The following is a 24,286-nucleotide window of genomic DNA, read 5'->3' as shown; positions in this document are numbered from 1 at the left end:
ATATCAGATTATTCTTCTGCAGTTTTGAAGTATTTGCGCAAAATAATAAACTGAATAATGATAAAGGAAAACATCACAATCATGTCACCAAATGCAGTGAATTCACCCCAATATTTTCCTTCCATAAAGATAAATGCAAAGAAGATGTGTAGTGATGCCATGCCAACGAACATGATTGCCCAAGCGAAGTTTAGTTTTTTCCAACCTTGAACACTTAAATTGAGAATAGGGCCAAATAAACGCTGAATTAAAGGTTTACGCTCTTTGCCAAAATAAGGTGAAACGAGAAAAGCACCTGCAAAAACAAAATTTAAAATCGCGGCTTTTAAACGAATATAAAAATCATCGCTGAGCATTAAGGTAATGCCACCGAAAATAACGGTCATGAACAAAACAATCCATTGCTGTTTATCGAGATGGAATTTTTGACGAACGAACAATGCACCATAGACCACTAACATGGAAATGATTAATCCTGTGGTTGCCACAAGAATATTGTTGTTATCGACACCACCTGTAGAGCCAATCCATTGTAGTAGAGGATGTTGTGCATCTTTTGGGTCTACGGTTTTATAGAGCCAAAAGAAAATTATGAGTGGCACAAAGTCTAAAAGTGCTTTCATGTTAAAGTATCTATTCTATTCAGGTGGATGGGTAGTATAAGAGATGCAAGGCGTAGATTTACATACACATAGTAATATTTCTGATGGAACATTTTCGCCAGAACTATTGGTGCAGGCAGCGCTAGAAAAAGGCATACATACGCTCGCATTGACTGACCACGATAGCATGGATGGTTTGCCATTGGCTGAAATTGTTGCAAAAAATCAACCCATTCAAATTATTTCTGGGGTTGAAATTTCCAGTCAATGGTCTAGACCCAGTACGCAAAAAAGTTATGGTGTTCATATCGTTGCACTCAATATGCAAAATCCTGAACCTTTAACGCAACTTTTGTCCGTACAGAAAAAGATTCGGGCTGAACGCGCAAAGCAAATTTGCGATTTACTCACACCACTGATTCATGTCGATATTTATGAAGATGTATTGGCTAAGGTGGATCATGAACCTGATCGAATTACGCGAACACATATAGCGAAAACCTTAGTCGAAAAAGGAATCGTTGCGCGTCCTCAGCAAGCTTTTGATAAATATATCAAAGAAGGTAAAAAAGCATACGTAAAATTTGATGGCTTGGGTTTGGCTGAGACCATTGATGTGATTCATCAGAGTGAAGGTTTTGCGGTTTTGGCACATCCGACTCGCTATGATTTATCTGCGACCAATGTCCGTTATTTGATTGAATTGTTTGCTACCCATGGCGGCGATGCGATTGAATTGCCGCCTGCAATTGAACCCGCGTCAACCCGTCAGATGGTAGACCGCATGATTGAGCAGTTTAATTTAAAAGTCTCTGTGGGTAGTGATTTTCATGGCGACAATATGCCTTGGATTAAGCTTGGGAATATTCCAAAAGTGAAGCAAGGCCAAGTGGGGATTTGGGAGAGTTTTAAATAACTCTCTCCCTCTCTACATCTATCTGAGGAGACGAGAAGACATCGTCGATAGTTTGATGTCTTAATCCGTTTGGAAAATTTTGATTTTATTTATTCATATTTTATAAATTCATACTTTATCAATCCATAGTTTAAATCGACACTTTATCAATTCGCACTAAAGTAAATTATGATCCTGCGCTTGAATCGGCGGTGGGGTTGGTTTACCCAAAGTGCTTAAAAGTTCAATTTCAATCGTTCTGACCATAGAGTCGAGCGGTAAGTCATTACTTTGTGTACCAAAAGGCTCTTCTATTTCGGTGCTGAGTGCATCAAGACCTAAGAAGGTATATGCCAAAATCCCCACCAATAAAGGCGTTGCTAAACCCAATACAGAGCCCAAACTAAAGGGTAATAAAAAACAAAAGAAATAAACAGTACGATTCAGTAGGACAGAATAGGCAAATGGCAGAGGCGTCGTCGCAATTCGGTCACACCCCGTTTGGACTAAACTTAAGTCCGTGACATGCTGATTCATTTGGGTATAAATAATATCGGAAATTTCACCTTCTTTTAAAGCCAGCATGAGTTCCCATTGAATCAAACTCAAGGTGTATTGAGGCGCATTTGCCTGTTGATATAATTGAGTCAATGCTTGCTGACTCATCCCACTGGTTTGATGTAAAACATCTGGACTTACAGTTTGATGGCGCAAGCGATCACGCAGCACGTTGGCAAAGACAATCACGTGTTGAATCACACGCTCACGACGACCTTGCGGTAAAATACGGCAGTCACGATCAAAGTGACGAGCATTGGCGATTAAACTGCCCCACAATTTGCGTGCTTCCCACCAACGGTCATAACAAGCAGTATTTTTAAATCCTAAAAATATAGAGAGTACGACGCCAATGAGGGTAAAACCCACCAAAGGAATTTCTGGGAAGCGGTAGAGATTGATGTACTCAATTCCACCCACAATTGCAGAGATCAACATAACCAAACCGAGAGGGGGTAAAACTTTAGGAAGAATGGTGCCACGCCATGAAAATAAGAGTTTTAGCGTGTCGTTTTGGTCACGAACTATCATTGAGTTGGATCTATCATTTTTTATTGATCTTCTCGACTTCGATCCCGCTTGTCAATCCACTTTGTGCTTTTAAACCTATAAATTTAAAATAATTTCATCTGGTACTTTATTTAAGCTGTCGATGTTCTGCAAACGAATAGCTTTGTTCAGATGAAATAATTAAATGATCAATAAGTTTAATTTCTAAAAGCTCACAGGCCATAGAAATTTTATGCGTCAATTGCAGATCTTCTTGTGAAGGTTGAGCGATTCCTTGAGGGTGATTGTGAGTAATGACGATGGCTGTTGCCTGATGATGAATCGCGTGTCTTAATAATTGGTTGATCGATATATCACAATAATTCATTGAACCAAAAAAAAGCTTTTTGAAGTTGATTTTGCGTAGCTGCGCGTCGAGACATAGCACGGCAAATACTTCTTGTTGTTCACCAATTAATTCATAACGTAAATAATCTCGAATGAGGTCAGAACGGCTCAAATCTGTATTCTGCTGAACATGATGTTTTAAATAACGCCGTCCGAGTTCTTTTACCGCCATTAATTGCGAATACTTGGTGTTGGCGATTCCATGAAATTGACTGATTTCATTCAGCGATGCATCGAATACCGCATTTAAATGACCAAAATGTTGTATTAGAACCCGAGCCAACTCAACGGCCGAATGCTGTTTTGAACCGGATCTCAGAAATATCGCCAAGAGTTCTGCATCTGAAAGACTTTGTGGTCCTTGTTGTAATAATCGTTCTCTAGGCCGCTCATGTTCAGGCCATTGTTTTATGGATTGATTCATTCTTATTCTCAAGAGTTATTTGTTCGAATTTTATCAGTTATTTTAGTTTTCATTTTCTAACTTGGGTCTCAGAATATTTAATGCTATTGTGAGCCCGACTGCAATAGAAAGGTGGCCTGATCGTGAGTTTCGATCTTAGTGTATTTTCCAATAAAAATATTATTCTTGCTGTAACAGGGGGAATTGCTGCTTATAAAAGTGCAATTTTAGTACGTCGTTTAAAGGATTTTGGTTTTAATGTGCGTGTGGTGATGACCCATGGCGCACAGGCTTTTATCACGCCACTGACGTTTCAAGCTTTATCTGGAAACCCTGTGCATACTGAGCTTTTAGATACTGAAGCTGAAGCAGGCATGGGGCATATCGAATTGGCTCGATGGGCAGATTTGGTTTTAGTTGCACCAGCCAGCTGCGATACGCTTGCTAAATTTGCAGCAGGGCTAGCAGATGATTTGCTGAGCACCTTATATTTGGCGACTCAAGCGCCTGTCTGGGTTGCACCTGCGATGAATCAACAAATGTGGGCAGCAAAAGCAACACAGCGTAATTTGAACACCTTGGTTGAAGATGGTGTGCATGTGATTATGCCTGATGCGGGCTCGCAGGCTTGTGGTGATGTCGGGCTCGGACGTATGCCTGAACCTGAAGATTTAGCTGAACAAGTACGTCTATACTTCCACAAAGCACAGCGTGCCATTGCAGAAAAATTCGGTCTTTTGGCCGGAAAACGCGTCACGATTACGGCAGGGCCAACGCGTGAAGCAATTGATCCTGTACGTTATATTTCCAATCACAGTACCGGTAAAATGGGCTTTGCGATTGCTGCAGCTTGTTATTCGGCTGGCGCAAAAGTCACCTTGATCTCAGGACCTGTTACTTTAGATACGCCAAACGGCGTACGCCGTAAAAATGTATCTTCTGCAATTCAAATGCTTGATTTGAGTATGCAGCAGCTTCAAGATGGCTGCGATATTTTCATTGCAACCGCAGCAGTGGCGGATTATCGCGTGGCAGAGGTTGCAGAGCAGAAAATTAAAAAAGCAGGCGATGAGCTTGCAGTATCTTTGATTAAAAACCCAGATATTGTGGCGACCATTGCTCAGCAAGATCAGCGTCCATTTATGGTCGGTTTTGCTGCTGAAACCCATAATGTTGAAGCTTATGCGGCAGACAAATTGGTTGCCAAGAAACTCGATATGATTGCCTGTAATGATGTGTCTCGTGCAGACATTGGTTTTGCTTCTGATGAAAATGCCATGACGGTCTTTTTTGCCGATCAATATCGCATTGAAAAACGTGATTTGGAGAAAGCATCAAAACAGGAGATTGCTCAGCAATTGGTTGAAGCGATTCATGATGCGATCACACAGAAGATTAAGCCTGTTTAATCTATTTATATAGCCATAAAAAAGACCGCTTTAAGCGGTCTTTTTCCTTTTTTTCGTTTATTCAAAGTCTATGGTTTTGCTGATTGATTCTGGGTTTGCCTCAGTCTTAGGATGGTAATGATCAGTCCAATCACAATACTCAGAATGCATCCCCAAAAAATTGCCTTGTAGTTGATCAGATCAAGCAGAGGATTTTTCATGCTCAGTGGGAAGAATGGATACATGTCTTGATGCATGAGTGCATCCAATAAAATATGGCTGAAACTGCCGATAAAAGCGCTAAACAATGCTACGTTCCATGTGATTTTACAATTTTTAATGCTTAATTTTTCTAAAACAAATTGGCTGATTGGACGTCCCAATATAGTGGCAAGTCCTGCTATCAGTAATGCACCTAAAAGATTATGCGTATAAAGATGTAAGGTATTCCACTTTAAAATAAGCCCCATCAAAGGCTCGATATCCATGAGAACTTGAGTACCTGCAAAAATCATCAAACTGAATCGCTGAGTTTGAACTGCTTTAAAGCTGGTGCCTATTCCCAAATGCAGTACGGTAAAGGGCATATTTTTCTCGATTTTTATTGTATTAATGTTGAAGTAGAAATGGACAGAATAAGTTGCAATAAATTAGAAAAAGGCTTTGAATGACTTTAAGGATAAAATAAGAGATAAAAAAACCACAGTCAAGACTGTGGTTTTTTGAAAGCAATAAAGCTTAAGCTTGACCTTCAGCATCAGCGCCTTGAGCGCGTTGCAGATTTGCTTCAAATTCCGCATCAAAATTGATAGGCGTAAGAAGCAATTGAGGGAAGCTACCTTTAGTCACAAGGTCATTTACCGCTTCACGAAGGAATGGGAACAAAATGTTCGGGCAGTAAGCGCCAAGAATGTAAGGAAGACGTTCTTCTTCAACACCATCGATCAAGAAAATACCCGATTGAGTTACATCGACAATAAATGCTGTCTCGCCCGCGTTAGTCGCTTGAACAACCACTTTCAAAGAGACTTCAAAATGGGTTGGATCAACTTTTTCTGCAGCAGAAGATAAGTTGATGTTCAACTCAGGTTGCCATTCTTTGGTAAAAACACTTGCCCCAGGTACTTCAAAAGATAAATCTTTAGTGTAAATACGTTCTAATGCAAGTTGTGGTTGAGCTTGTTGTTCTTCACTCATTCTTTATTCCTTCAATTTTAAAAAGTGATTTATGCCAATAATTCGTCAAGTTTACCTTCACGCTCTAAAGCATAAAGTTGGTCGAAACCACCGATGAATTGTTCTTTAATGAAAATCTGTGGCACGGTACGATAATTCGTCTTTTGCATCAGTTCAAGACGTACTTCCGGTGCTTCTTTAGATAAGTTAACTTCTTTGTATTCAATGCCTTTGCGTTCTAAAAGCTGTTTAGCGCGAACACAGTATGGGCACATATTAGTTGAATAAACAGTCACTTGAGCAGTCATATTAAATATTCCTTAAGCTTTCTTCGCTTTAACCAATGGTAGACCTTGTGCTTTCCAGTTACTGATTCCGCCGTCTAAGCGGTAACTGTCTGCATGACCTACTTGTTGAAGTGCAGTACCTGCGACTTGACCTAAGTTGCAAATGAACACTAAAGGACGATCTGCAGTTTTTAATTCTTCAATATGGCTCGAAATTTGGCTATATGGAATGTTGCGGCTACCACTGACATGACCTTCACGAAAATCTTTGGCATCACGTAGGTCAATCAACATCGCATTTTTAGCTTTCACTAAAATGCCCAGTGATTGTGGTGAAATTTTACGACCATTGCGTTGACCTTCAAACACGAAGAACAACACAATTAAAGCGGCTAAAATTGCAAACAAAAAGGGGTGATTCCCCATAAATTCGAACAAACGTTCCACAAATCACCTAATTACAAATTAAAAACTGCGTTGAGTATAGCGTATATATATGGTGATCAAAATCACTGCTTCAAGGCTTCTCACAAAGAAAACTAATTTTTTTGTTGCGCCTCAGTAATTTCATCGACCAAGCGTAAATAACTGTCTAAACGTCGGGCTAAAACTTTATTCTCTACAACCGCTTGTTTAATTGCGCATTGTTTTTCATGCGTATGGGTACAGTTACGGTATTGGCAATGTCCAATGAACGCTGAAATCTCAGGGAAACCGTGGTCAATTTTGTCGTAATCTAAATGCCACAAACCAAATTCACGTATTCCTGGAGAGTCAATTAAAGCACCATTTTCACCAAAACGAATTAAGCGTGTAGACGTGGTGGTGTGCTGACCTAAAGCTGAGTTTTCTGAAATAATATTGGTTTTCTGCGCGGCATCCGGAACGATGGCATTGATCATGGTGCTTTTACCGACACCAGACTGTCCCACAAATGCAACAGTTTCATTGTCTAAACGTGTTTTAAGTTCAGAGAAATCACTATTGGCTTGTGTGAGCATCACCTCATAACCCAGAGATTGATATTCTTCGACCAATTTGAGTCGAGGATCATCATTTTCCAGCAACAAATCGCATTTGTTGAGCACCAATAAGGCAGGGATATCTGCATCTGCACAGGCCACTAAATAGCGGTCAATCAGTGTTGGAGCAGGTTCAGGTAAGGGTGCAATCACAATCACGATCAAACTGATGTTCGCTGCAACAGGTTTAACTTTGTGATAACGGTCCGGACGTGTCAGTAAAGAACGACGCGGTTGAATGGCGGTAATAATACCCAAGCCCGTATTTGGGTCTGCTTGCCATTTAACTCGGTCACCCGTCACTAAAAGTTCTAGATTGGTACGTGTGTGACAACGCCAAACACTACCGAGTTCAATCGGTTTCCAGAACGGATCAGGTTCACCGTCTTTCACTTCAGGTTGAATAGGATGCTCTTGGGGAACTGAAAGTGCTTGTACTTCGAGTTGGCGTCCATAATGTTGTACGACAAGACCTTCTAAGTCATCAGACGTATCTAAGTCTTCTTGACGTGTCTTATGTTGTTTCTGAATGCGGCGTTGCTGCTGTTCAGTTAAGCGACGTTTACGAATTAAAGCCATTCATAACCTGATCAAACCATGAAATTAAGAAGGCAAAAATAGCATGATGAGCAAGGGAATTACAGCCAAGATCTGTTTAATTTGCTAGTATTGATCTTTATTTAAACCCATAAGATTGTAGTTTATGAGCAGCACGCCTGATACACGCTTAATTTGGATCGACCTTGAGATGACAGGTTTGGATACAGATAATGACAAAATCATCGAAATTGCGACGATTGTCACTGACGACAACTTAAATATTCTCGCTGAAGGTCCAGTGCTTGCCATTCACCAATCGAACATTACTTTGAATGCGATGGATGAGTGGAACACCAAACAACATGGTCAGTCTGGCTTAATCGAACGTGTTCGCCGTAGTAAGTTGACAGCACAAGATGCTGAACAACAGACTATTGAATTTTTGAAAAAATGGGTAGACCCTAAAACGTCTCCGATGTGTGGTAACTCAATCTGCCAAGATCGTCGTTTTATGCATCGTTTAATGCCTGAGTTGGAACAGTATTTTCATTATCGTAATTTGGATGTGTCTTCTGTTAAAGAGTTGGCGAAACGCTGGCGTCCAGAGATTATGAGTGGCTTAAAGAAAAATGCCTCGCATCTTGCGATGGATGACATTCGTGACTCAATCGCTGAGTTAAAATACTATCGTCAATATTTCTTTATATCGAATGCTTAATTTTTCATTTCTAATGAGTACCTCATTTAAGCAATTTAAATTTGTTTAAAATGACTAAATTAAAAAGAGATATCAGAGTCTCTTTTTAATTTCAAAATTTCGCGGTATATTTTGTGTGTTGATTGGTTTAAAACAGAGGTCAGATCTGATTGAGAAGTACGTCTAAATGTGCGTCGGATGTCCGTTATCAATTGAAATGTACTTAGATCTGCGATGAATTAAATAAGATGAGTCGCAAAAGAATAAATATAGATTACAAAAAGAATTAGGCTCGATACTCAATCCATGATGAAATATCAAAATATCTTCCATGATTGTTTAGTAATTTAGACATGGTTTTAGTGATATAGACCTGATTTAAGGCGCTTGAATTCAATTAAAAGAGAAAAATTATGCAAAGTAATAATCCTATTTTAACCCGCGTTGAAACCTATAGTGATTTGAGCCAACCGATGACGGTTCAAGGCGCAATCCAAAAATCAGTTTTGCTCTCAGTTATTGCAGCAGTCGTTGGTATTGCGGTGTTCTTATACTGTCTATTGACCATGAATATGTCGATTGCGTATGGCGCAGCACTGGTTGGTGCTATTGGTGGTTTTATTTTGGCTCTAGTGACCACATTTAAACCCAATACTGCACCGACTTTAGCGGTTCCGTATGCATTGTTTCAAGGTGCATTTCTAGGCGGTATTTCAATGATTTTCCAAATGAAATATCCGGGTGTTCCTGTTAAAGCATTATTGGCAACCTTTATCACCAGCTTGGTGATGTTTGGCTTGTACCGCGCGAAAATCATTCGTGCGACTGAAAAATTTAAATCGGTCATTATTTCAGCTTCAATTGCCATTGCCTTGGTTTTTGTTGTGCAATTCATCATGAGTTTGGCTTTTGCTTCTAGTATTCCATATGTTTTTGAAAATAATTGGTTAGGGATTGGTTTTGCGGCATTCGTTGCTGTGATTGCATCATTAAGCTTAATTTTAGATTTTGATTTGATTGAGTCTGCAGCTGCCCAGCAAGCACCTAAATCAATGGAATGGTTGTGCGGTATCGCATTACTGGCGACATTGGTGTGGATGTATTTTTCATTCTTACGTTTAATTGGCTTTTTAAGTGATGATTAATTCGATTTATTTAGCGTAATGCATTCAGCTGGTTCAACATTTAACTGATTTTGCATTTACCTAAATCGTTATAGGTCAATCCTAAGCTATCAAAAAACGATATCTACCAAAAAAACCATATCTATCAAAAAAATAGCTATGTATTAAAGACCAAGATATCAAAGACCAAGTGATTATTCGCTTGGTCTTTTTTATGCTGTTTCGATCAGCATAAAAAGAGTGAAGCAGACGTGGATTGAATCTAGATTTTAAAATAAATTAAAAATAGGCGCATTATGCAATTTCAGAAATGCTTTAGACTTGGCATCATACATGAAAATTATTTTTGAGTGAGAGTCACATGGCACAAGGATTATTAGCGGGTAAGCGTTTTTTAATCGCAGGTATTGCAAGCAAATTATCGATTGCTTTTGGTATTGCAGAAGCGTTACATCGCGAAGGTGCGGAACTCGCATTCACCTATCCAAATGAAAAATTAAAAAAACGTGTAGACGATTTTGCAGAACAATTTGGTTCAAAATTAGTGTTTCCTTGTGATGTTGCTGTAGATGCTGACATTGACCAAGCGTTTGTAGAACTTGCAAAGCATTGGGATGGTTTGGACGGTGTAGTTCATTCAATTGGTTTTGCGCCAGCACATACTTTAGATGGTGACTTTACCGATGTTACCGATCGTGACGGTTTTAAAATCGCGCATGACATCAGTGCTTATAGCTTTATTGCCATGGCTCGTGCTGCAAAACCATTGCTGAAAGTACGTCAAGGTTGTTTATTGACGTTGACTTATCAAGGTTCTGAGCGTGTTATGCCGAACTACAACGTTATGGGTATGGCAAAAGCATCTTTAGAAGCGGGCGTACGTTATTTGGCGACAAGCTTAGGTGCAGAAGGAATTCGTGTGAACGCGATTTCTGCAGGTCCAATCCGTACTTTGGCAGCTTCAGGCATTAAATCTTTCCGTAAAATGCTGGATGTAAATGAGAAAATTTCACCACTAAAACGCAATGTGACCATTGAAGATGTGGGTAATGCTGCATTATTCCTATGCTCTCCTTGGGCAAATGGTATTACAGGTGAAATCATGTATGTCGATGCAGGCTTTAATACTGTGGGTATGAGCGCAGAGTTAATGCTTGATTAGGACGCATTTTAAACACTACGTTTAAGAAATGAGTTTAAAAAGTAACAATGAATAGAAAGTCGGCACTAGAGTGTCGACTTTTTTACATATTTAAACAACTTAGGTGATTTAAACCCTATTTCCTTTAGGGGTTTTTTGTTTAAATGAAGGGGATTAAAAACTTTCTTTGATATAGATAATAATTATGCTTGCCAATATATTTTCGGCACTAGAGCAATTGGGGTTAAGCGCTCAAAAACGTGCACTACACGTACAATTTTCTAATCCTGCGCTGAACAGCGACGTCTTTCTACAACGCATAGACGGACAACACGCACTGAACCAAGGTTCAACGGCAGAGCTGATCTGTCTGTCGACCGATGCGACTATCCCACTCAAACAATTCATTGGCAGCCAAGTGGCGATAGACCAAGTGACCGACAAAGGCACACTCTTTCGCACTACAGGGATTATTACCGCAGCCGCACAAGGCCAAAGCGATGGATCACTGACCCTCTACAAACTAACACTATCAGACCCAACCGCTCTGTGGCACAAACGCCGTAACAGCCGCGTATTCATGAACAAATCTGCGGTAGATGTGGTTGAAACCCTGTTCCAAGAGTGGCAGAAAAAAAGCCCACTGTTTGCTTCTAGCTTAAGCTTAGACCTCAGTGGACTTAAAAACCAATACGACATCCGTCCTTTCATCATGCAAAGCAACGAAAGCGACTACGACTTCCTGACACGCCTCATGCGCAGTGAAGGCATCAACTGGCTGATTGACGAAGCCCAAGCCTACGTCAGCAACTCATCGCATCCGATCGAAGCACAAAAACTCCGCTTAATTGATGACAACAGCCAATACGCTGCACTCGAACGCCGCAACATCCGCTTCCACCGCAGCAGTGCCACAGAACAACAAGACAGCATCACCAGTTTCATCGGACAGCGCACACTACAACCGACAGCCGTACACGTACAACGCTGGCAAGCCGATGTGCTCGAACAAGAAGAAGGCGCAGGCACAGTCCAAAGCAAACACCAACACAGCAACAACCAAGACAACGCCAGTCTCGGCCTCGAACAAGCATGGCACTTTAGCCCGGCATGGATACAAGACCTCAAAGGCGAAGACCAAGCCACCGCTTCCAACAACAGCCAAATCGAAAAGCTCAACCAAAACCTCAGCCACTACTTTGATGCCCAAAGCAAACAATTCACGGCCAACTCCACAGTACGAGATAGCCAAGTCGGCTACTGGTTCGAACTGAGCGAACACCCCGAAATAGACCAACACAGTGGCTCAGACAAAGAATTCCTGATCACCGGCAAACACTACTACAACCAAAACAACCTGCCGAAAGATCTGAACGAACAAATCAACCAATTGCTACAACAAAGCCAATGGACACTTCGGAATAACCAAAACAACGAAGAACGCCAAAACAACACCCTGATTCTACAACGACGCAACATCACCACCGTTCCAGAATACAACCCACTGGAACACCGCCCAGCAGCACACCCACAACGTGCCAAAGTGGTCGGTCCCGCAGGCGAAGAAATACATGTTGATGAATGGGGCCGCGTCAAAGTTCGCTTCCTATTCACCCGAGCAGAAGACAACCAAGCCGATGGTGGGGCAGGGTCCAACAACAACGATGCAGATTCTGCATGGGTCGATGTACTCACCCCATGGGCAGGCGAAGGCTACGGCGCACGCTTCCTACCCCGCATTAACGAAATCGTGGTCATCGACTTCTTCGACGGCAACATCGACCGTCCATTTGTGGTGGGACGCATCCACGAAGCCCAACGCAGCCCGACCAAATTCGATACCAAAGGCCAACTGCCAGACACCAAAAAACTGGCAGGAATAAGATCCAAAGAAGTCCAAGGCGAAGGCTTTGGCCAACTCAGATTCGACGACACCACTGGACAAATCAGCACCCAACTGCAAAACAGCCATGGCGCAACCCAGCTCAACCTCGGTAACCTCAGCCATCCCAAAGAAACCGCAGAAAGCGAAGGGCGCGGAGAAGGCTTCGAACTCAGAACCGACCAATGGGGTGGAATACGAGCAGGGCAAGGCTTACTTCTCAGCACGCACAAACAAGACCAAGCGACAGGCATGCACCTTGATGCCAAAGAAGCGAAGAGCCAACTTGAAAGCAGTCTAAACAACAGTAAAGCCTTAAGCGAAATGGCTAAGAATCAGCAGACGGATCCGCTTGAAGTGCTTGAAAAAATCCAAGGCTTTATCGAAAATCTGGCAAAAGAAGATCAAGCCAAAGCCGATGCGTTTAAGTCTGCCGTTATGCTTTTAGCATCGCCGAATTCCATCGGGCTCAGCAGCAATGAAGATATTCATATATCAGCAGATGGTCAGATCAGTCACAGTGCGGGCGATAGCATCAACATTTCCACGCAAAAGTCTCTGATTGGGCATGCGAGCCAAAAGATCAGTCTATTTGCAGCACAAGAAGGTGCACGACTGTATGCAGCTAAAGGCAAGATTGAGATTCAAGCGCAAGGTGATGCGCTAGATGTGATCGCGCGTAAAGGGATACAGATTATCTCCACTGAGGATACAGTTTATATCACCAGTCCAAAGGAAATTAATTTAACCGCCGGTGGTTCTCAAGTAAAACTGAATGGTTCAGGGGTGTTTCCAACGACAGGTGGGAAGTTTGAAGCGAAGGCGGGGCAGCATAAGTTTATCAAAGGTCATAATATAGATGAAACAATATTAGACTTACCTCAACTACAAGATTGTGAATATAAAATGAAAGATGCTGCCTCAACTGGTAAAGCTGGTTTGAGTATAAAATGATTAAAAATAAGCTTAACTTCGAGGAGTTTCAAAAATTTAATTACATACTATATGATCAGTATTTATTTAGAAATTTATTACATATTTATGAGAGTGAAAAAGTTAAGTATAAAATTTTAGCAATTAATGTATTTAAAGAAAGAGAGATTGCTCCAATTTTGATACATGTTGATTCAATGAATCCAGCTTTACTACAAGATTATTATGAAAATATTTATTTATTAGAGCAAACTGAATATATCAATAAATTTGATCAAATGGCTTTGGTGCAAAACCTGATCAAGAGTGATTTAGATTTAGATGACTTGGCCGAACAGTTAACAGAATTGATGCTTATAAATAAAAATACATTTTTTCGATTCTATGATCCACGGGTGCTAGTGCATTTATATATGTTTAAAGATTATCAAATTTTGAATCCGAATATTGGTCGATGGGTGGAGCGATATCGTTCAGTTTTTGATTGCTGGTCATTTGATTTAATGGGTCACTCTTTTGAAATAAGTGCTTTAGAATTTTGCTCAAAGAAGTCTAATCTGAAGACTAGGATACAGCTCAAAAATTTTGATCAAATTAATTCCAAAATAAAAGAATTTTCCAGAAAAAATGCTGAATTTCAGCTTTTGATAGATTTTATGGAAAAACAATATTTAGTTTTTGAGGTGAAAAATGACTGATAATACAGTATCAGATAAATATTTACGTAAACGTTGTGAAACTTGTGAACGTTTAGGCTCATTTTATCCAGTTCGAATAGCTGTTGCTTTAAAAACGGATCACTCCGAAAAATTTAAAATTGATGATTTCTTTATTAATGAATTGCCTGCATTACCTACAGGATTAACCTATGTTTATAGAAGGCTAAATGAAGGCTATATTTATGCTTATGCGAAAAAATGGAAAATTAGTCATTATAATGATAAGTATATACGAGCGTATAATGTCAATTCTAACGGTTTTATAAGTGCAATAGATAAAGATAATATGGGGGTTCAGCCTAAGGAAAAGGACTATATTTGCTTTATAAACCCTTCTACTATTAGAGGTCAGTCAAAATCTAATGCGATGTTATTGGATTTATTTCCCGATAAAGATGTTTCACCTAATGTCGATTTATTTTATTCAAAACATCAGCTTAGTATAGAAAGTTGTAATCAATTTGAAACAGATGAAAAATTACGTAAAGAAATATGTAGTCAAGTCAATGTTGTTGATCCTACTAATTATCAACTAAATTATTATAACTATACGATTAGTATTGAAAATGTTTTGCCAAAAGATTTTAGAACTGTTCAGAGCATGATCCCTTGGGAGGTTGATTTATTAAAAGATATTCAAAAATTTGAGTTTAATGCAACAGCTGAGTTTTCGGATGACACTGAAACAGGTGAAGATTCATATCAATTTAGGGCCATAAAAACTGATAAAAATAATAAACCTATAGTTGATCCAGTAACTGAAGAGCCAGTTTTAGATGAAAATGCTCCTCCTGAGCCCTATGTAACATCTTTTCATAGAATGATTGTGTTAAATGATCCTATTGGGATTTTAGAAGATACATTGTCTATTATTAATTATTTAGCCGAAAAGATTAGAACACCCGATGAAGAAAGGCTTTATCAAAGTACAATACAGATTATTAAGCTGAAAAGTTTAGTTAAAGCAAAAATACATAGTGAAAAATATTCAGACCTTTGGGAACGTAACGCTTTTCGCTATGGTGTCGAAAATATGATGGACGGAGTTCCTGAAAAACATAAGGAAAATATTCGAGTTCCTTTGTTTCCTACAGAAGATCAGGCAGAAACAGCGCTAAAAAGCTTAGAAATCATGCATGACAATATGATGTTGAAACGAAAACATTATATGGAGAACTTCTTTGACTTTGAAGAAAAAGATATTGTAAAACTTACCAAAGAGGTTAATGCCGAGTTTGATGAGCAGTGGAATGAAAAAAGCTTTCTCGGCATGGTAGATAGTTTTTCCGATAAGCTCAAGCAAAAAGCCATGGATGATTGGCTAGAACAACACGCACAAAAAATATTGAATTACGGAAAAACAAAAATAGAGCCAATCATCGAGTTTTATATTGAGTGGCTGAAGTCAGATCTTTTACTCAACTATATGGAACATAGTTTTGACCATAAAAGTCCATTTTCTGCGAGTAATTTTATCACCATTAATTCACGAATTATTGGTAATGCCGACACGCTTGAGTTGTGTTCGAAATATTTTGCAGAGTTGCTACAGGAAGCCAATTATAACAATCGGAAGAATTATTTACTGAGAGCTTTTATATTTGACTCTAAAACTTTACAAGATCACGTGAGCTCGGTGAATGATTATTTGGGTAAAAATCAGGTCACGACTTTATCATTTGCAGGAGCGCAATTTTTTGATGAGAGCAGTACTGACAAGCATAAAGAATATCGAAATCAGGTAAAAACGATTAAAGAAAGCATCAAATTAAAAATCGATATATTTTCCGAGCAAATCGGTGGCACAGTTGCACGTGTATTCCATGGTCGAGCCAATGAAAGCCCTAATGCTGCAAAAACAGTAGCAATGAAAAGCTTTGAGGTTTTTTCAGGAAAAACATTAACAACTAAAGCATACGCAGGAAAGTTAACCGATATTATTCAGCAGATTATGCGCGATTCACCTATTAACTTTGATGAGGCCGAATCTCGACAAGCCAAGAAAAATGCTAAAAATGCGTTTAAAGTGAATCTAAAAAAAGCTTTACTGGAAAATTTCAATACGGACGTAAATTTTCATCGCTTAGGAAAAATGCGTACCAAAGTTTATATGGTTTTACATTTGGATACTGCACAGTTAGCCAAGATCAATCCCAATATGACTAAAACGCAAATTGGTGACGCTATGCAAGGCGCAGTGAGAGGCTCTGGACAAGTCATCGCAGATAGTAAAGTGGCTGGTGCTTTAGAAGAGAGCACACAATTGGGGCAGTTGGAAAGGCAAAGCCAAAAAGTTTTTGCTCGACAAGGGACAGGTTTTGGTTTTGGTGTATTTGCATTTGGTTTGCAGTCGCTTGCTCTAATTGGTGCGACTCAGGGCGTGGCGACAGGGGTGAATCTGCAAACGGGAACTAGCTTTATTGGGGTGATTGCAGCAACATTTGGAAATATTGCGGATGTATTAGATCGTCAATTACAAATGAAAATTTTACAATTGGGTGAGATTAAATCATTAGTTAAACTACAAGGAAGATATGCTTTAGGAGCTAAAGTTGGCTTATATGGTGGTGCGATACTTTTAGCAGTAGTTGAATGGATGAAAGCATATAATGCTTGGCAAAAAGATAAATACTTTATTACAGGTTTATACACTGCAAATGGTTTTATAGTTATTTTAACGACTCATGCTTTTATACGTGGTTCAGGTGTATTGTTAGGATTGCGTGGTGGCTACTGGGGCTTAATTTTAATTGGTGTGTCCATTGTTATTAGTTATGGGATTGATCTTTTAGAAGAACGGGAAATACGTAATTTTCTGGAAGCTTCAGCATGGGGTAAAAAAAGTAAAAATTGGACCCAAGTTGCCGAAAAAACTGAATTTGAGAAGATTTACGAGTAACCAAAAATGTTAAGAGAAGATTACGAAACCAAGTTCACCACACTGAAACAACCTTTTAATATTGGTGTTCCGAATAAGAATGGCCGATTGCGTTTAAGGGAAATTGATCTAAAGAGTCTGAAAGCTGAGCAGCTTTATCCACATCGTCAAGTAATTCGTTTTAATTCTACTTTTGTGGAAGTGATGGACAGTTGGGAGTTTATTCGTGGACGTGCCACAGCATTGGCACTTCCAATGTGGGGTGTATGTATCTTTGGTTTAATTTTATTTTGTATCATGGCCGCAGGAGGGTGGCAAGATGAAGTCTATTGGTTTAGTATTTTTATATTAATCATCGGATTAGGTGTTGTTTATATCATTTATTCCAATTATCAAATGGCGAAATATGATTTATTTGGTTATACCCATTATCCGATTCGATTTAACCGCAAAACTCAAAAAGTGTATGCTTTTTCACCGCAACAACAAAAGATTATTGAGCTGAATTGGGCCGATTTACGTTTTTCAGCGGTACAAGAAGGACGTTTTGATATTGAATTAAGGGGAAGCTTAGTCAATGCAGAGAATATAGTAGAAGAAGAAATCATATTCCCTTTTATTACAAAAATATATGGAAGAGAATTGGTCGATCAGCATTTAGCTTTCTTTAAAGCGTATATGGAAGGTGATGATCTAAAAAGTATTGATGCATCTATTCCAGAGTATTTCGATATATATAAGAGAAAAGAAACTTTTAAGGAGAGCTTTGAGCGTGTATATATGCAGTTTGATGGTGAGGAAATCATCCAACAAACCCGTCCTTTGGAGCGAGATAATGGAATAGCGAGTGTTGCATTTGCTATATTTCCATTAATTATAATAAGGCGACTGGGACTATATTTATCAAAAATTCCTCAATGGCCCACACATATTGAAAAAGAATGTCAGATTGATAGTAATGATCCTTATGACTCCACAGGAAAAAAACGTCATCTTGCACCATTGGTATTTAGTTCGAGTGATAAAGTAATTTTGTTTATAGGTTGGTTAATAGGGACAAGTATTTTTATAACATTTCTAGCAGGACTGGCTTATTTAAGTTGGAACTACAGATAAGAATAAAATCAAATACTAAGAGAAGATTACGAAACCAAGTTCACCACACTGAAATTACCTTTTAATATTGGTGTTCCGAATAAGAATGGTCGATTGCGTTTAAGGGAAATTGATCTAAATAATCTGAAAACCGAGCAGCTTTATCCACATCGTCAAGTAATTCGTTTTAATTCTACTTTTGTGGAAGTGATGGACAGTTGGGAGTTTATTCGTGGACGTGCCACAGCATTGGCACTTCCAATGTGGGGTGTATGTATCTTTGGTTTAATTTTATTTTGTATCATGGCCGCAGGAGGGTGGCAAGATGAAGTCTATTGGTTTAGTATTTTTATATTAATCATCGGATTAGGTGTTGTTTATATCATTTATTCCAATTATCAAATGGCGAAATATGATTTATTTGGTTATACCCATTATCCGATTCGATTTAACCGCAAAACTCAAAAAGTGTATGCTTTTTCACCGCAACAACAAAAAATCATTGAGCTGAATTGGGCGGATTTACGTTTTTCAGCTGTTAGAGAGGGGGATGAAATTGAATTGAGAGGAAGTGTAGTTAATTCAGAAAATATTGTAGAAGAGGAAATAATTTTTCCATATTTAGCACCTGAATATGAGCCTATGCTTATAGATCAGCATTTAGCGTTCTTTAAAGTCTATATGCAAGGTGATGATTTAGAAAAGATTGATGCAGCTATTCCAGAGTTTTTTGATGTTTATAATAGAAAGCCAACTTTTAAAGAAACCTTTAAACGTGTTTACATGATTAACGATATTGTAGAAAGAGTTCAACAAAAAAGACCAGAAGAAAGATATATGTTGTCAGTGACCTTGAATAGTATTTTTTGGTTGCCAAATTTATTTTTAAGAAGGATGGGACTGATTTTTTCAAAAATCCCGAACTGGCCTGCGCGAATTGAAAAAGAATGTGAGATTGATATTGATGATGCTTATGATTCTAGAAGAAAACAGCGTTATCTTGAACCTTTAATATTTAAATGGGCACAGGTTTTAGTTATAGCTTTGAGTGGATTGATTTTATTTAGCTTGGCGATTGCTTTTTTTACAACACTGGCTTATCTAAGTTGGAACTATAGATAAAAGTATATCTAATTTAAATCATTTTAAAAAAGCCCTTTCGGGCTTTTTTTATTTCAATCAATTAAGGCAACTGCTGAATCGGACTACCACCCAATGCTTGCATCAACGTCACATAAGCATTGTATTGACTCTGTTTGGTGAGCACCAAAGACAAACGTGCATTACGCGTCGTGGCTTGTGCATCCAGTAAATTCTTTAATGCAATGGCACCATTACGATAACGGACTTCGGTTAAACCTTCTGTTTTTTCAGCCAATTGCACATTACGCTCTTGTAAAGCCACTTGCTTATCCAGTTCATTACATGCCGAAAGCGCATTTTCGACATCTCCAAACGCTTGATATAAGGTTTGACGATATTGAATAATAGATTTTTCATACTCAAGTTCATTCACTTTCAAGTCACGTTTCATATCGTTCCATTGTAAAAATGGAAGATTAAGTCCAGCACCTAAAATTGCAGCTGGATTGGACAATACTTGAGACAATGAGGTACTGGCACCACCTGTAGTAATACTTCCAGTCAAATTAATAGAAGGATAATAACTGGCTGTATTGGCATCTTTATTTGCGAGAGATTTACGCAAACGCAGTTCAGAACTTTTTAAATCTGGACGACGCGACAATAAATCCGCAGGTAAACCAGCGCTAATTTGAGGTAAGGCATTGAGGGGCAGTCGCTGTGGTTCAGCAATATTAAGCTGTTGTACAGGTTGCTGTAATAACACGGCCAATGCTGTACGTGTTTCAACTTTTTGTTGCTCAATCTCACTTAAGTTTGCTTTTTGACTTTGCACAGCTTGTTCAGCTGAGGTTAAATCAAGACCCGACACGGCACCAGCACTATACTGTGAGCGAACCAACTGATAGGTTTTTTCGGTACTTGCAAGATTTTGTTGAGCAACCGTATAGCGCTCATTCAAATAACCCAACTGCCAATACAAGCGAGCTGTGGTCGCAATTAAACTTTGTGCTGTGGCTTGTAAATCTTGTTCAGACGCAAGTGCTTCCCATCGCGCTGCTTCAGTTTGATTCGCCAATTTACCAAATAAATCCAGCTCATAACTTAAGCCTGGATAGTTCAGCGAAATACCATTAGAAGAGTCGCCATCCCCGTCTAAACTAAAACGATGTCCCACAGATGCACCTGCGTTTCCTATGCGCACACCTTGTTGACTTTGGCTCTGTCTCGCGAGAATACGAGCCTGTTGCAAATTAATACCTGCTACAGCCAAATCTGAGTTGGCAATTAAGACCTGATTGACCAAATTATTCAGTTGAGCATCATTAAACAGGGTCCACCACTGATCTGCATAGGCATCAGAACGAACTTGCTGCTGGATGGCTTTGCTATTTTGGAAGCTATTGGGTATTTGAACACCCGGTTGTTCATAAGGTGTTTTGACCATAGCTGCACAGCCGAACATCGATCCACTTAAGATCAATACCGTTGTTAGTTTGGTTAAGTTCATACGCATTTTATTTTCCTTATTATTCTCTAGACAGCGCATCGACAGGATTCAAACGTGCAGCATTACGTGCAGGAATGAAGCCGAATACAATACCAATTAAACTTGAGCAAACAAATGCAGCAATAATGGATGTCGTTGAATAAGCCATTTGGAAGGTGCCACCGGCAAAATGTGTGATCAACTGACCAATGCCTAAAGAGAGCAACACACCTAAAATACCACCTAAAATACAGACCAAAACGGCTTCAATCAAAAACTGCTGTAAGATATCACTTTGTCGTGCGCCTACTGCCATGCGTACCCCAATTTCTTGTGTACGTTCTGTGACAGAAACAAGCATAATATTCATAACGCCAATGCCGCCGACCACCAATGAAATGACAGCAATAGCTGAAATTAAGAGGGTCATTGTGGCAGTGGTTTGTTGAATGGTTTCACGAATACTGTCGGCATTTTGAGTGAAAACATCTTGAGCACCGTGACGCTGAACCAAAAGATTTAATATGGCATTTTCAGCAACGGCACTCGGGTATTCATCTTTTATACGCACAATGATGCTACGTACATTGGATTGACCCAGCATACGACTCATGACGGTAGAGTAGGGTAGGTATACATTTAAACTGTCGTTATTCCCCATCATGCTTTTTTGTGCATCAATGACACCAATGACTCGACTTGGAACGCTACCCAATAAAATCACTTGGCCAATTGGATTGCTTCCATCTGTAAAGAAGGTGTTTTTGGTATTGTCATCAATCACCACATCTTGAGCTTGCTCAACGACGCTTTGTTTATCAAACGGTTGTCCAGATTGGAAGGTTAATCCTTTCACATAGAAGAAATCTTCACTGACACCATTAACCGTTGCAGAAGCTTCAATGTCTTTAAATCGCCCCGTAACACTACTGGTGACGGAAGGGCTTACGCCATCGACATAGGGTTGTTCCGATAATGCGTCAGCATCAGCAGGAATCAAGGTTTTACTTTGAGACGATCTGGAGTTATCACCAAAACCTCGACCTTGGAAAACGGTAATGGTGTTGGTGCCTAAACTACTGATATTTTCTAAAATTTGTTTTTGAGAGCCATTTCCCAGTGCGACTACTGAGACGACAGAGGCAATACCAATAATAATCCCGAGCATGGTCAAGAACGTACGCATGCGATGCGCATTCATAGCCAATAACGCCATTCGGAAGGCTTCACCGAGACGATCAACTGCAGAACGCCAAGACGAAATTTTCTTTTGGTTGCTCCGAACCAAAGCTTGCTTCTCTAGAGGAGCATCGTTGGTTTCAGGAATATTGGGTTCATCAGAAATGATATTACCATCTGAGATTTCAATAATTCGTGTGGCATTTTTAGCAACATTATGATCATGGGTCACCAAAATAATGGTATGACCTTTGGCATTCAGTTCACGTAAAATACGCATCACCTCAATACCACTATTCTTATCCAAAGCACCTGTTGGTTCATCGGCAAGAATCACGTCACCGCCATTCATGAGGGCACGTGCAATAGAAACACGTTGTTGCTGCCCCCCTGAAAGCTGACTTGGACGGTTTTGAGTTTTATCGCCCAAGCCCAAATCGGTCAAAATCTCTTTAGCGCGTTTTTGGCGTTCGCTTGATTCAGCACCTGCATAAATTGAAGGTACTTCGACATTACCGGCAGCATCCAAATCGCCCAGCAAGTGATAACGTTGGAAAATAAAACCAAAATATTCACGACGTAACTGTGCCAGCTCATCAGCTTCAAGTTCGCGTGTTTCTCGACCTTTGACTTTGTAACTACCGTGGGTTGGCTTATCTAAGCAACCCAAAATATTCATCAAGGTCGATTTACCAGAACCTGATTGGCCCACAATTGCAACCAATTCACCTGGATAAATCTCTAAATTTACACCTTTTAGAATTTGAACCGTCGATTCACCCGCAGGGAATTCACGGATCAAATTCTTCACCTCAAGCAGAGGCTGCTGATTTTGATTCATGATTACATTCTCATTGGACCAGCATTACCACGGGCACCACGTTTAGCGGCATCATTTGAAGTGTCAGAACCATCTGCGATCACAACCTGATCACCTTCTTTTAAACCACGGATAACTTGTGCTGTTGCTCGATTATTCAAGCCAATCAACACAGATGTTGGTTTTACAGTTCCATCTTCTTGTAATACGCGAACCATGGCGACAGAGGCTTTACCTTGATCGACTAAAAGTTTTTCTTGGTCATTCAGTTCTAAGCGTTTTGGGCGATCGCTTGCAGCGCGTTCGCTGTTTTGTTCTTTCTTACGTTCAGTATTTTCTGGTCGTTCACCCTGAGCATTGCCACTACGTTGACGTTGCGGTCGGTTAGAGGTTTGCACCGCAGATGATGGAATGGTTAAGGCATTTTTCGCTTCATCTAGAATGATATAAACCTGTGCCGTCATATCAATACGTAATTTTCCATCTTCATTGGGAACATCGAATAGGGCATTGTAGTAAATAGCCGTACTTGAACTCGAGGTTGAGTTGTTATTGGTTTCAGTGTTAATCGAGTTTGGTGCAGGTTCCACTTGACGCAAGGTCGCATAATGTTTCTTTTCACTGTTGCCTAAAGTGGTGAAATACACCTTTTGACCTTTTTCAACACGCATTACATCCGCTTCAGAAATTTCTGCTTTAACCGTCATAGTGTCTAAAGTTGCAAGCTTAACAATCGTCGGTGCGCTTTGATTGGCATTCACCGTTTGACCTTCTTCGGTCACGATCGCCACAATCGTCCCATCCATTGGAGCAACGATACGGGTATAACCCAAATCTTCTTTGGTGGTCGCTAGCGTTAATCTTGATTGTTCAATTTGAGAATTGATTGCAATAATTTCAGCTTGTGCCGTTTTATAACTTGCTAGCGCAGATTCGAGTTCAGCGCGAGAGGTCGCATCTTGTGCGAACATGGCTTGTTGACGTTTATATTCGGCTTCAACCTTAGCTAAATTGGCTTGTCTAACGGTCAATTGAGCGAGTTGATTTTTAATGCTGGCTTCTGCTGTTTTCAGTTCATTTTCCTGACGGACCGAATCAATTTGGGCAATCAAATCACCCTGTTTAACTTGGTCGCCCAACTGAACATACATTTTTTTGACTTGACCTGAAACCTGTGCACCGACGCTCACCATTTTAGTTGCTTCGAGTACACCTGTTGCGAGAACAGAGTTTTCAATATCACCACGCGTGACTGCTGCGCTAATATATTGTGGCTTGTCATCTTTGGGTTTAAAGAAAGTCCAAGCTAAAAATGCCAATGCTATGGCGATCACGACTGCAATAATGAGTTTTACTGGTTTTATTTTTTGCATGGTTATATTGAAAACACTGAAAAATTATGCAAATTATAAGGTTCAATTGAGGATAAAAAGTGAATTTTTTAAAATGATATAAGGAATATTGTGTTGAGACAGTGA

Annotated in this window: 21 protein-coding genes; 10 read left to right on the top strand and 11 right to left on the bottom strand. The window is 39.6% G+C overall.

Annotation, left to right across the window (positions count from 1 at the left end):
- Positions 1–8 precede the first annotated feature (8 nt).
- Entirely contained in the window at positions 9–623 is a 615-nt protein-coding gene (locus tag V5M36_RS13230) for an inner membrane-spanning protein YciB (RefSeq protein WP_338559823.1), read from the bottom strand.
- A gap of 43 nt (positions 624–666) precedes the next feature.
- Between V5M36_RS13230 and V5M36_RS13225 the strand changes: the two genes are divergently transcribed.
- On the top strand, positions 667–1,518 hold the full coding sequence (locus V5M36_RS13225; RefSeq protein ID WP_338559820.1) for a PHP domain-containing protein: 852 nt from the start codon (positions 667–669) through the stop codon (positions 1,516–1,518).
- 156 nt (positions 1,519–1,674) lie between these two features.
- On the opposite strand, the gene V5M36_RS13220 is transcribed toward V5M36_RS13225, so the two are convergent.
- Positions 1,675–2,586, bottom strand: a complete 912-nt coding sequence (locus tag V5M36_RS13220; protein WP_338559818.1) for a bestrophin family protein — start codon at positions 2,584–2,586, stop codon at positions 1,675–1,677.
- A gap of 106 nt (positions 2,587–2,692) precedes the next feature.
- Positions 2,693–3,376 (bottom strand): RadC family protein, encoded by a 684-nt coding sequence (radC, locus tag V5M36_RS13215; RefSeq protein ID WP_338559816.1) that lies wholly within the window; start codon positions 3,374–3,376, stop codon positions 2,693–2,695.
- Positions 3,377–3,498: 122 nt separating this feature from the next.
- Between radC and coaBC the strand changes: the two genes are divergently transcribed.
- Positions 3,499–4,764, top strand: coding sequence for a bifunctional phosphopantothenoylcysteine decarboxylase/phosphopantothenate--cysteine ligase CoaBC (gene coaBC, locus V5M36_RS13210; RefSeq protein ID WP_338559814.1), 1,266 nt, complete (start codon positions 3,499–3,501; stop codon positions 4,762–4,764).
- 68 nt (positions 4,765–4,832) lie between these two features.
- Here coaBC and V5M36_RS13205 read toward each other — a convergent pair whose 3' ends face one another.
- The 5 genes from V5M36_RS13205 to rsgA form a co-directional block, all read right to left on the bottom strand.
- Positions 4,833–5,330, bottom strand: a complete 498-nt coding sequence (locus tag V5M36_RS13205; protein WP_338559813.1) for a DUF4184 family protein — start codon at positions 5,328–5,330, stop codon at positions 4,833–4,835.
- A 151-nt stretch (positions 5,331–5,481) separates the two neighbouring features.
- The gene (gene secB, locus V5M36_RS13200) at positions 5,482–5,940 is read right to left on the bottom strand and encodes a protein-export chaperone SecB (RefSeq protein ID WP_338559811.1); all 459 of its coding nucleotides are present in this window, start codon (positions 5,938–5,940) and stop codon (positions 5,482–5,484) included.
- A 29-nt stretch (positions 5,941–5,969) separates the two neighbouring features.
- Positions 5,970–6,227 (bottom strand): glutaredoxin 3, encoded by a 258-nt coding sequence (grxC, locus tag V5M36_RS13195; protein ID WP_338559809.1) that lies wholly within the window; start codon positions 6,225–6,227, stop codon positions 5,970–5,972.
- Positions 6,228–6,239: 12 nt separating this feature from the next.
- Positions 6,240–6,653: a rhodanese-like domain-containing protein gene (locus V5M36_RS13190; protein WP_338559807.1), complete on the bottom strand. Its 414-nt coding sequence runs from the start codon at positions 6,651–6,653 to the stop codon at positions 6,240–6,242.
- A gap of 92 nt (positions 6,654–6,745) precedes the next feature.
- Complete coding sequence (rsgA, locus tag V5M36_RS13185; protein ID WP_338559804.1) at positions 6,746–7,807, bottom strand: ribosome small subunit-dependent GTPase A; 1,062 nt, start codon at positions 7,805–7,807, stop codon at positions 6,746–6,748.
- 124 nt (positions 7,808–7,931) lie between these two features.
- Here rsgA and orn point away from each other — a divergent pair, with 124 nt between their 5' ends.
- The 8 genes from orn to V5M36_RS13145 all read left to right on the top strand — a co-directional run bounded on the left by orn (position 7,932) and on the right by V5M36_RS13145 (position 19,359).
- On the top strand, positions 7,932–8,486 hold the full coding sequence (orn, locus tag V5M36_RS13180; RefSeq protein ID WP_338559802.1) for an oligoribonuclease: 555 nt from the start codon (positions 7,932–7,934) through the stop codon (positions 8,484–8,486).
- 392 nt (positions 8,487–8,878) lie between these two features.
- Positions 8,879–9,610, top strand: coding sequence for a Bax inhibitor-1/YccA family protein (locus V5M36_RS13175; RefSeq protein ID WP_338559800.1), 732 nt, complete (start codon positions 8,879–8,881; stop codon positions 9,608–9,610).
- A 340-nt stretch (positions 9,611–9,950) separates the two neighbouring features.
- The gene (locus tag V5M36_RS13170; protein WP_338559798.1) at positions 9,951–10,751 is read left to right on the top strand and encodes an enoyl-ACP reductase FabI; all 801 of its coding nucleotides are present in this window, start codon (positions 9,951–9,953) and stop codon (positions 10,749–10,751) included.
- Positions 10,752–10,935: 184 nt separating this feature from the next.
- On the top strand, positions 10,936–13,566 hold the full coding sequence (locus V5M36_RS13165; protein ID WP_338559797.1) for a type VI secretion system Vgr family protein: 2,631 nt from the start codon (positions 10,936–10,938) through the stop codon (positions 13,564–13,566).
- Positions 13,563–14,243, top strand: coding sequence for a DUF4123 domain-containing protein (locus V5M36_RS13160; RefSeq protein WP_338559795.1), 681 nt, complete (start codon positions 13,563–13,565; stop codon positions 14,241–14,243). The genes V5M36_RS13165 and V5M36_RS13160 overlap by 4 nt, the downstream gene beginning before the upstream one ends.
- Positions 14,236–17,163 carry a toxin VasX gene (locus tag V5M36_RS13155; RefSeq protein WP_338559792.1) on the top strand — a complete coding sequence of 976 codons (2,928 nt, stop codon included), beginning with the start codon at positions 14,236–14,238 and terminating at the stop codon, positions 17,161–17,163. The genes V5M36_RS13160 and V5M36_RS13155 overlap by 8 nt, the downstream gene beginning before the upstream one ends.
- Before the next feature lie 6 nt (positions 17,164–17,169).
- Positions 17,170–18,258 (top strand): DUF6708 domain-containing protein, encoded by a 1,089-nt coding sequence (locus V5M36_RS13150; protein WP_338559790.1) that lies wholly within the window; start codon positions 17,170–17,172, stop codon positions 18,256–18,258.
- Between the two features lie 12 nt (positions 18,259–18,270).
- Positions 18,271–19,359 carry a DUF6708 domain-containing protein gene (locus V5M36_RS13145; RefSeq protein ID WP_338564223.1) on the top strand — a complete coding sequence of 363 codons (1,089 nt, stop codon included), beginning with the start codon at positions 18,271–18,273 and terminating at the stop codon, positions 19,357–19,359.
- Positions 19,360–19,420: 61 nt separating this feature from the next.
- Here the strand turns inward: V5M36_RS13145 and V5M36_RS13140 are convergent, their stop codons facing one another.
- From V5M36_RS13140 to V5M36_RS13130, 3 genes are read right to left on the bottom strand one after another with little or no spacing between them, the layout of a single operon-like run.
- Complete coding sequence (locus V5M36_RS13140) at positions 19,421–20,836, bottom strand: efflux transporter outer membrane subunit (protein ID WP_338559788.1); 1,416 nt, start codon at positions 20,834–20,836, stop codon at positions 19,421–19,423.
- A 13-nt stretch (positions 20,837–20,849) separates the two neighbouring features.
- The gene (locus tag V5M36_RS13135; protein WP_338559786.1) at positions 20,850–22,829 is read right to left on the bottom strand and encodes a MacB family efflux pump subunit; all 1,980 of its coding nucleotides are present in this window, start codon (positions 22,827–22,829) and stop codon (positions 20,850–20,852) included.
- Between the two features lie 2 nt (positions 22,830–22,831).
- A complete protein-coding gene (locus tag V5M36_RS13130) occupies positions 22,832–24,181 on the bottom strand; it encodes a MacA family efflux pump subunit (protein ID WP_338559784.1) in 1,350 nt (449 codons plus the stop codon).
- Positions 24,182–24,286: the final 105 nt, after the last annotated feature.

Origin of the sequence: Acinetobacter sp. KS-LM10 (genome assembly GCF_036896575.1) — a bacterium.
Taxonomy (GTDB): Bacteria; Pseudomonadota; Gammaproteobacteria; order Pseudomonadales; family Moraxellaceae; genus Acinetobacter; species Acinetobacter avistercoris.
Note: the sequence above shows the minus strand (reverse complement) of the source record. Positions and strands in the feature narration are given on the sequence as shown.

What these genes read in the sequence shown, in the direction of transcription:
- grxC (WP_338559809.1), bottom strand. Translation starts at nt 6,227, where the DNA reads ATGACTGCTCAAGTGACTGTTTATTCAACTAATATGTGCCCATACTGT.
- V5M36_RS13175 (WP_338559800.1), top strand. Translation starts at nt 8,879, where the DNA reads ATGCAAAGTAATAATCCTATTTTAACCCGCGTTGAAACCTATAGTGAT.
- rsgA (WP_338559804.1), bottom strand. Translation starts at nt 7,807, where the DNA reads ATGGCTTTAATTCGTAAACGTCGCTTAACTGAACAGCAGCAACGCCGC.
- V5M36_RS13220 (WP_338559818.1), bottom strand. Translation starts at nt 2,586, where the DNA reads ATGATAGTTCGTGACCAAAACGACACGCTAAAACTCTTATTTTCATGG.
- V5M36_RS13230 (WP_338559823.1), bottom strand. Translation starts at nt 623, where the DNA reads ATGAAAGCACTTTTAGACTTTGTGCCACTCATAATTTTCTTTTGGCTC.
- V5M36_RS13165 (WP_338559797.1), top strand. Translation starts at nt 10,936, where the DNA reads ATGCTTGCCAATATATTTTCGGCACTAGAGCAATTGGGGTTAAGCGCT.
- V5M36_RS13155 (WP_338559792.1), top strand. Translation starts at nt 14,236, where the DNA reads ATGACTGATAATACAGTATCAGATAAATATTTACGTAAACGTTGTGAA.
- orn (WP_338559802.1), top strand. Translation starts at nt 7,932, where the DNA reads ATGAGCAGCACGCCTGATACACGCTTAATTTGGATCGACCTTGAGATG.
- V5M36_RS13140 (WP_338559788.1), bottom strand. Translation starts at nt 20,836, where the DNA reads ATGCGTATGAACTTAACCAAACTAACAACGGTATTGATCTTAAGTGGA.
- V5M36_RS13225 (WP_338559820.1), top strand. Translation starts at nt 667, where the DNA reads ATGCAAGGCGTAGATTTACATACACATAGTAATATTTCTGATGGAACA.
- secB (WP_338559811.1), bottom strand. Translation starts at nt 5,940, where the DNA reads ATGAGTGAAGAACAACAAGCTCAACCACAACTTGCATTAGAACGTATT.
- radC (WP_338559816.1), bottom strand. Translation starts at nt 3,376, where the DNA reads ATGAATCAATCCATAAAACAATGGCCTGAACATGAGCGGCCTAGAGAA.
- V5M36_RS13150 (WP_338559790.1), top strand. Translation starts at nt 17,170, where the DNA reads ATGTTAAGAGAAGATTACGAAACCAAGTTCACCACACTGAAACAACCT.
- V5M36_RS13130 (WP_338559784.1), bottom strand. Translation starts at nt 24,181, where the DNA reads ATGCAAAAAATAAAACCAGTAAAACTCATTATTGCAGTCGTGATCGCC.
- V5M36_RS13135 (WP_338559786.1), bottom strand. Translation starts at nt 22,829, where the DNA reads ATGAATCAAAATCAGCAGCCTCTGCTTGAGGTGAAGAATTTGATCCGT.
- V5M36_RS13205 (WP_338559813.1), bottom strand. Translation starts at nt 5,330, where the DNA reads ATGCCCTTTACCGTACTGCATTTGGGAATAGGCACCAGCTTTAAAGCA.
- V5M36_RS13160 (WP_338559795.1), top strand. Translation starts at nt 13,563, where the DNA reads ATGATTAAAAATAAGCTTAACTTCGAGGAGTTTCAAAAATTTAATTAC.
- V5M36_RS13170 (WP_338559798.1), top strand. Translation starts at nt 9,951, where the DNA reads ATGGCACAAGGATTATTAGCGGGTAAGCGTTTTTTAATCGCAGGTATT.